This is a genomic window from Saccharopolyspora sp. 6M (assembly GCF_020176775.1).
Lineage (GTDB): Bacteria > Actinomycetota > Actinomycetes > Mycobacteriales > Pseudonocardiaceae > Saccharopolyspora_C > Saccharopolyspora_C gregorii.
The window spans coordinates 1-8179 of record NZ_JAIUJZ010000256.1 but is presented as its reverse complement, the minus strand read 5'-3'; the positions used below and the strand labels follow the sequence as shown (position 1 = coordinate 8179).

General features: G+C 71.8%; 5 protein-coding genes. 4 read left to right on the top strand and 1 reads right to left on the bottom strand.

Annotated elements, in window-relative coordinates; genetic code table 11:
* The first annotated feature begins 292 nt into the window (after positions 1–292).
* From LCD31_RS26550 to LCD31_RS26540, 3 genes are all read left to right on the top strand, one after another.
* The gene (locus LCD31_RS26550; protein WP_224962514.1) at positions 293–1045 is read left to right on the top strand and encodes a type 1 glutamine amidotransferase; all 753 of its coding nucleotides are present in this window, start codon (positions 293–295) and stop codon (positions 1043–1045) included.
* Between the two features lie 53 nt (positions 1046–1098).
* The gene (locus tag LCD31_RS26545; RefSeq protein WP_224962512.1) at positions 1099–4116 is read left to right on the top strand and encodes a bifunctional [glutamine synthetase] adenylyltransferase/[glutamine synthetase]-adenylyl-L-tyrosine phosphorylase; all 3018 of its coding nucleotides are present in this window, start codon (positions 1099–1101) and stop codon (positions 4114–4116) included.
* A gap of 674 nt (positions 4117–4790) precedes the next feature.
* Positions 4791–5660, top strand: coding sequence for an SMP-30/gluconolactonase/LRE family protein (locus LCD31_RS26540; RefSeq protein WP_224962510.1), 870 nt, complete (start codon positions 4791–4793; stop codon positions 5658–5660).
* A gap of 70 nt (positions 5661–5730) precedes the next feature.
* Here LCD31_RS26540 and glnA read toward each other — a convergent pair whose 3' ends face one another.
* Entirely contained in the window at positions 5731–7155 is a 1425-nt protein-coding gene (gene glnA / locus LCD31_RS26535; protein ID WP_224962508.1) for a type I glutamate--ammonia ligase, read from the bottom strand.
* A 257-nt stretch (positions 7156–7412) separates the two neighbouring features.
* Here glnA and LCD31_RS26530 point away from each other — a divergent pair, with 257 nt between their 5' ends.
* Positions 7413–7874, top strand: coding sequence for an RDD family protein (locus LCD31_RS26530; RefSeq protein WP_224962506.1), 462 nt, complete (start codon positions 7413–7415; stop codon positions 7872–7874).
* Positions 7875–8179: the final 305 nt, after the last annotated feature.

Sequence of the window (8179 nt, the reverse complement as noted above, 5' to 3'; positions counted from 1 at the left end):
ACCCGGCTTCGGGGGGCCGGGCCCCCTGGTGGGGGTTGTAGCCCCACGGCCGGGGCAACCGGCCCCCTTTTTTTCGTGTGTCCCGTCGGGGGACCTCGGCACCGGGTCCAGCGGGTGGGGCGTTGGGGGGCGGGTTGTGGGGCCTGGTTCCGGGGGATGGCAAGGCGTCGTCCTCTGGGACCGGGCCTTTTGCGTGTCCGGGGAATTTCTGCACTCGGCCGGATGAACTCCTTCACCCGGAACGCGGCGAACGGTGTGCCGAACCCCGCCGTGCGTCTCGTAGTCTGCGGGCATGGAGCACGTGCGGATGCTGGTCGTGGAACCGTCGGCGATCGCCCCGGTGGGGCGGCTCGGGGAATGGCTGTCGGAAGCCGGCGCGGAACTGGACGTGGTGCGGGCACCGGAGATCCCCGGGCGGGAAGCGCTGGACGAGTACGACGCCCTGGTCGTGATGGGCGGGGGGATGGGCGCGCTCGACGACTCCGAGCATCCGTGGCTGGCGGACGTGCGGGCACTGCTGAGCTCCGCGGTGAGCAAGCAGCTGCCGGTGCTGGGCGTGTGCCTCGGCGCCCAGCTGCTCGCGGCGTCCACGGGCGGTCGGGTGGCGCCGATCAAGAAGGGGCCGGAGGTGGGGACCTCGCTGGTCGCGAAGCGCGACGCGGCGGTGGACGATCCGTTGCTGGGACCGCTGCCGCTGACGCCGGACGTGCTCCAGTTCCACAACGACGAGGTGACGCGGCTGCCTCCCGGGGCACAGCTGCTGGCGGCGTCCCCCGCCTGCGAGAACCAGGCATTCCGGGTGGGGGTGTGCGCCTACGGGGTGCAGTTCCACGTCGAGACCACGCCGGAGATCGTGCTGGACTGGGCGCGCTCCATGCCGGAGACCGCCGCGTCGGCCCGTCCCGGGCAGCTGGAGCCCGCGCATCTGGAGCGGTTCCACGCGGAACTGGCGGAGACCTGGGAGCCCGTGGCGGGGCGTTTCGTCCGATTGGCCGCGACTCCGCCGGAGCAGCGCCGCGGTTCCCGGGCACTGCCGATGGCGTGAGGCGGTTCCGGTCGCCTGTGGTGAGGTGAACGCGCCGGACTACCGTGCGGTGCATGGCCAACGGCAGTTCGTCCCGTTCCGGTTCGGCTCCTTCCCCCGCGAGGTACGGCTTCAGCGACGCCGTCCGGGCGGAACAACAGTTGCGGGCGGCGGGGTGGTGGTCGGACGCGGGGCCGGCGGACGAGCCGGTGGTAGCCGCGTTGTCCCGAGCTCCCGACCCCGATCTGGCGCTGCTGGCGGTGGACCGGCTGCGGGAGGCCGCAGGCTCGGGTTGGGCCGAGTTGGCGGAGGAACTGGGGTCGGACACCGCGCTGCGCGCCGGCCTGATCGGCGTGCTCGGTTCGTCGAGCGCCTTCGCCGACCACTTGGTCGCGCATCCGCTGGACTGGCACCGGTTGCGGTCGAAGCCGCAGGACCGGGAGCCGGACGTCGCGGCGTTCACCGAGGAGCTGCTGGCCGCGGTCCGCGGCGCGGACGGGACGACGCTGACCGGCTCGGACGCGGTGATCGCGCTGCGCGGGGCGTACCGGGGACTGCTGCTGGACGTGGCGGCGGTGGACTTGGCTCCGGTGGTGGAACCGAGCCTGCCCGCGGCGTCGTTCGAGGACGTCGCCGCCCGGCTCTCCGAACTCGCGGAGGCGGCGTTGCGCACCGCCCTGGTGGTGGGCGCGGCGGAGCTGTCCGGCCGGGAAGGCGGGGACAGTGCCGAGGACCTCGCGGTGATCGCGATGGGCAAGACCGGCGGCCGGGAGCTGAACTACGTCAGCGACGTGGACGTCGTGTTCGTCGCCGAGTCGGAGGAAGCGCTGCCGGGGGCGACGAAGCTCGCCAGCATGCTGATGCGCGTCGCCGGGGCGGCGTTCTTCGAGGTGGACGCGGCGCTGCGCCCGGAGGGCAAGGCGGGGGCGCTGGTGCGCACCCTCGACGGCTACCGGAGCTACTACCGCAGGTGGGCGCGGACCTGGGAGTTCCAAGCGCTGCTGAAGGCGCGCCCGGTGGCGGGGAACGTGGAGCTGGGGCAGCGCTACGTGGACGCGGTGTGGCCGCAGGTGTGGACCGCGGCGGAGCGGGAGGACTTCGTCCCCGACGTGCGCTCGATGCGCCGCCGGGTGGAGCGGCACGTGCCCGCGGAGCTGTCCGAGCGGGAGTTGAAGCTGGGGCCCGGCGGGCTGCGGGACGTGGAGTTCGCGGTGCAACTGCTGCAGATGGTGCACGGCCGCAGCGATGAGGACCTGCGCAGCCCGATCACCGTGGACGCGCTGCGCTCCCTCGGGGAGGGCGGCTACGTGGCCCGCGCCGACGCGGCGGACCTGGTGGAGTCGTACCGGTTCCTGCGGACCTTGGAACACCGGGTCCAGCTGCGGCGGTTGCGCCGCACGCACCTGCTGCCGGAGCTGGACGACAAGGAAGAGCTGCACGTGCTGGCGCGGTCGATCGGTCTGCGCTCCGGTGGCAGGCGCAGCGCGGGTGAGGTCCTGGTCGCCGAGTACCGCAGGCACAGCAACCGGGTGCGCAGGCTGCACGAGAAGCTGTTCTACCGCCCGCTGCTGGAGGCGGTGGCGAAGGTCCCGACCGATGCGCTGCGGCTGACCACCGGTGCGGCGGTGCAGCGGCTGGCGGCGCTCGGCTACACCTCGCCGGAAGGCGCGCTGAAGCACATCGAGGCGTTGACCGCGGGGGTGTCGCGCCGGGCGCACATCCAGGGCGCGCTGCTGCCGATGCTGCTGGACCTGCTGGCGAACACCCCCGACCCGGACGGTGGGCTGCTGGCCTACCGGAAGGTGTCCGAGGCGTTGGCGGAAACGCCCTGGTACCTGCGGTTGTTGCGGGACGAGGGGGTGGTGGCGGAACGGCTGGCCCAGTTGCTGGGCACGTCGAAGCTCGTGCCGGAGCTGCTGGTGCGCGCCCCGGAGGTGCTGCGGCTGCTGTCGGACACGCCGGCCTTGGCGGAGCGGGATCCGCGGGAGGTGGCGACCTCGTTGCGCAGCGCCGTCGCGCGGCACTCCGAGCCGAGCCGGGCGGTGTCGGCGGCGCGGTCGCTGCGCCGGCACGAGCTGCTGCGGATCGCGTGCGCCGACCTGCTGGGGCTGCTGCCGCCTGCCGAGGTGTTCCGGGCGTTGTCGAGCGTGTGGGCCGCGGTGCTGGAGGCGGCGCTGGACACGTCGGTGCGGGACGTGGCGGCCCGGCCGGAGTGGCAGGCGGTGCCGGCTCGCGTCGCGGTGATCGGCATGGGGCGGCTCGGCGGTGCGGAGCTCGGCTACGGCTCGGACGCGGACGTGATGTTCGTGTGCGAGCCGGTACCGGGCGTGGCGGAGCCGACGGCGGTCCGGTTCGCCACCTCGGTGGTGGAGCAGGTGCGCAAGATGCTGGGCGCGCCGAGCCAGGACCCGCCGCTGGAGGTGGACGTCGACCTGCGCCCGGAGGGTCGCAGCGGTCCGCTGGTGCGGACCGTGGAGTCGTACCTGAACTACTACCGCAGGTGGGGTGAGGCGTGGGAGGCGCAGGCGCTGCTGCGCGCCCGCCCGGTGGCGGGGGACGTGGAACTCGGGGAGCGGTTCCGCGCCGCGATCGACCCGATCCGCTATCCGGCGGGCGGCCTGGACGACGCGAAGGTGCGGGAGATCCGCCGGATCAAGGCGCGGGTCGATTCGGAGCGGCTGCCGCGCGGCGCGGATCCGGCGACGCACACGAAGCTCGGGCGGGGCGGGCTCGCCGACGTGGAGTGGACCTTGCAGCTGGTGCAGCTGCGCCACGCGCACGAGCACGAGGGACTCCGGGTCACCTCGACGATGCGGGGGCTGGCAGCGGCGGTCGAGGCCGGGGTGCTGGACGAGCAGGACGCCGCGGAGCTCGGCGAGGCGTGGACGTTGGCGATGCGGTCCCGCAACGCGGTGATGCTGGTGCGCGGCAAGTCCGGTGACCAGCTGCCGAAGCAGGTGCGGGAGTTGACGGCGGTGGCGGCGGCGCTCGGCTATTCGGCGGACGTGGACACCGGGGAGGTGCTCGACGACTACCTGCGGGTGACGCGGCGGGCTCGCGCGGTGGTGGAGCGGGTCTTCTACGAGGACTGAGGCGTTCGTGGATTACTTCGCGGGACCGGGCCCGCGATGGTGGTACCGGTGCCGTGCCGGTGGTGCCGCGCCGAGTTCCGCCGCTGCCGGGTTCGCGCGATTCCGGGTGCGGTCTCCGCTGTTCGGATGCGGACCGGGGCGCTGCCGGAGTGCCGGGTGCGGCCGAGCGGCGGACAACGGGTGGAATATGCCAGAGCAGGCGGGACTGGTATCCGTCGCCCGGGAACTTCCAGCGCTTTCGAGGATTATTCTTCGGGGCTGGTGGTCTTCGGCCGCATCGCCTAGGTGTCGGCCTCGCTGGAATGGGAACCGGGAGCCGTCTCGGCGCGCGTGTTTCTGCACGTGCAAATGCACCGGTTGAAATTGTCCGGGGGTTGCCTCCGCGGGGTTGTGAGAATGTGCACGGTGATCCGGCGGAACGCTCCAGCTCCGGATTCGAGGTGTCTCGCCTGCGCTGACACCGGCCTCCTGCGCTGGAGAAAGCGGAGCCGAACCGCTCGCGAAACGACTCTCGAACGTCCAATTCGGACGATTGTGCGACTGCGTCCAGTGGACTCGACTTTCCCGGGAACAGCCCATTCGGAGGTCTGCTTGCCGCTATCGTGACGGTAACCTTCTCGCACCGCGAACGGTGCGCGCACGACCGGCGTCCGGGCGGGTCCGAATAGGAGTGCATGGTGTCCGAGGACTTTGAATTACTCGTCGATCGACAGGCGCTTTGCGGTGCGGGGCCGTTGTGGATGCCGACGCTGAATTGCCTGTACTGGGTGGACGTGCTGCGCAGAGAACTGCACACCTACCACCGCGATTCCGATGCGGACGAGGTGCAGGTATTGCCCGGGGTGGTCACCTCGCTGGGCGCCACCCGCAACGGACAGCTCATCGCCGCCGCGGATCGGGGCTTCGCCCGGTTGTTCCCCGGGCGCGCCGCGCTGGAACCCATCACCGGCGTGCAGGCGGGCGACCGGATGAGCGGCGGCGCCTGCGACCCGGCGGGCCGGTTCGTGGCGGGCACCCTCACCCACAGCCGGGAGGCGAAGCGCAGCGCGCTGTACGTCCTCGACGGCACCCGGGCCCGCGTCCTGGTGGACGGGCTGACCCTCTCCGGCGGCATCGGCTGGAGCCCGGACGGGGCGACCATGTACGTGATCGACACGGTGCCGCGCGTCATCTGGGCGTTCGACTACGACGTGGAACGCGGCCGGGCCGGGCGCGGCAGGCGCTGGATCGTGTGCGCCGAGTCCGAAGGCCACCCCGACGGGCTGGCGATGGACAACGAGGGCGGTGCGTGGGTCGCGATGCACGGCAGCGGACGCATCCACCGGTACAGCCCCGGCGGAGACCTGGAGACGGTGCTGTGGGCGCCCACCCGCCGCGTGACCGGTCTCGTGTTCGGCGGTCGCAGGCTGGACGAGATGTACGTGACCTCGGCGTGCTCCGGCTACGACGAGCGGGCGCTGGTCGGCGACCCGTACGCGGGAGCCCTGTTCCGGTTCCGCCCCGGCGCCACCGGCAGCCCGCTGGCGCCCTGGAACGGCACCTGAGCCCCCGAACGAAGGAGCGGGCCGGTCGGGAACGGGTCCCGGCCGGCCCGCTTCGCGCGGAGCGCCACGATCACACGTCGTAGTACAGCGCGAACTCGTGCGGGTGCGGCCGCAGCCGGACCGGGTCGATCTCGTTCTCGCGCTTGAGCCGGATCCAGGTCTCGATCAGGTCCGAGGTGAACACGCCGCCTTCGAGCAGGTAGTCGTGGTCCTCTTCGAGCCGGTCGATGACCTTCTCCAGGCTGTCCGGCACCTGCGGGACGTTCTTGGCCTCTTCGGGCGGCAGCTCGTAGAGGTCCTTGTCGATCGGTTCCGGCGGCTCGATCTTGTTCTTGATGCCGTCCAGGCCGGCCATCATCATCGCCGCGAACGCCAGGTACGGGTTGCCCGACGGGTCCGGGCAGCGGAACTCGACGCGCTTGGCCTTCGGGTTGCTGCCGGTGATCGGGATCCGCATGCAGGCGGAGCGGTTGCGCTGCGAGTACACCAGGTTCACCGGCGCCTCGTAGCCCGGCACCAGCCGGTGGTACGAGTTGATCGTCGGGTTGGTGAAGGCCAGCAGGCTCGGGGCGTGGTGCAGGATGCCGCCGATGTAGTGCCGCGCCATGTCCGAGAGCCCGCCGTAGCCGGACTCGTCGTAGAACAGCGGCGAGCCGTCCTTCCACAGCGACATGTGGCTGTGCATGCCGGAGCCGTTGTCGCCGAACAGCGGCTTCGGCATGAAGGTGACCGTGCGGCCGTCCTGCCACGCGGTGTTCTTCACGATGTACTTGAACAGCTGCAGGTCGTCCGCGGCGTGCAGCATCGTGTTGAACTTGTAGTTGATCTCGGTCTGGCCGCCGGTGCCGACCTCGTGGTGCGCGCGCTCGACGGTGAACCCGGAGCCGCTGAGCTGGGTGGAGATCTTGTCGCGCAGGTCCGCGAAGTGGTCGTACGGCGAGACGGGGAAGTACCCGCCCTTCATCCGGGTCTTGTAGCCCTTGTTGCCGCCCTCCTCGTCGCGCTCGGTGTTCCACCAGCCCTCGACGGAGTCGACCTCGGCGAAGCTGCGGTTCGGGCCCTCGCCGAAGCGCACCGAGTCGAAGATGTAGAACTCGGCCTCGGCACCGAAGAACACGGTGTCGGCGACGCCGGACTCGGCCAGGTACTGCTCGGCCTTGCGGGCCACGTTGCGCGGGTCCCGGCTGTAGGGCTCCAACGTGAACGGGTCGTGCACGAAGAAGTTCAGGATGAGCGTCTTCTCGACGCGGTAGGGGTCGATGCGCGCGGTGTACGGGTCGGGCAGCAGCAGCATGTCCGACTCGTGGATCGACTGGAACCCGCGGACCGAGGAGCCGTCGAAGGCCAGCCCTTCGGTGAAGGTGTCCTGGTCGAACGCCGAGGCGGGCACCGTGAAGTGCTGCATGACGCCCGGCAGGTCGCAGAACCGGACATCGATGTACTTCACGTCCTCGTCGGAGATGAAGCGCAGGACCTCGTCTGGATTCTTGAACACCCTCGATGGCTCCTTCACGCACTGGTTGACTGCTCACCGGCGCGCGTGCTCCGAGCTCACCGGCTCGTGGACAACGTTATGTCACCGGTGTTGCTCGGCCATCACCCCGATGTTTCGCCGACGTTAACGACGGCCTGAACGGATGAGGCCGATTGCGGAGGGTGGCTGATCAGGTCGTTCGGGCGCCGGTCGGCGTCCCCGCGGGGCGCGGGTCGTAGTCTGGGGGAGTGGGTGAATCGACGGGATCCAGGTCCGAGATGAGCAGCCAGGGCGACGCTTCCGCGGGCGAGCCGCAGGGCTTGGGCGGCCTGTTCGGCCGCGACCCGCAGCAGCGGTGGCGCGGCGAGCGGATGGGCCTGCCGGAGAGCGGACAGGGTTCGGTCGCCACCGGCGGTCGCCGGCTGCTCGGGTTCCTGGTCGACATCGTGCTGGCCGCGCTGGTGGCGCAGCTGTTCACCGCACCGGCGCTGCCCGGGAACTGGAGCCTGGTGGCCTGGTTCGCGATCACGGTGATCCCGGTGGCGTTCTTCGGATTCACCCCCGGGATGCTGCTCACCGGCATCTGGGTGGCCCGGGTGGAGCGGCCGGGTGCCGTGGGCCTGTGGCGAGCGGTGGTGCGCTGCGCGCTGACCGGTCTGCTGGTGCCCGCGATCATCCGCAACGGCGATGGCCGTTCCTGGCTGGACCGCCTCACCGGCACCGTGGTCGTCCGGCGCTGAACCGGAGCGCGTGCCCGACCGGACGGTGCCCGCCGGGTGCCTCGGTGGTGCGGGCGCGTGGAGCCGGGCGGAACGCCGTCGGTGCCGGAGCTCTCCGGGGCCTGGTCGCGCACGAGGCTGACCGGAAGCGGCGAAGACGCCCCCGGGGGGGCCCCGGGGCCCCCCCCGGGGGGCCGGGGGGGGGGGGGGGGGGGGGGGGGGGGGGGGGGGGGCCCGGGGGGGGGGGGGGGGGGGGGGCCCCCCCCGCGGCGCTGGCGGCTGGGCGAGCTGACCGTCGACTGGGCCGCGGTGGATCCGCGCACCTC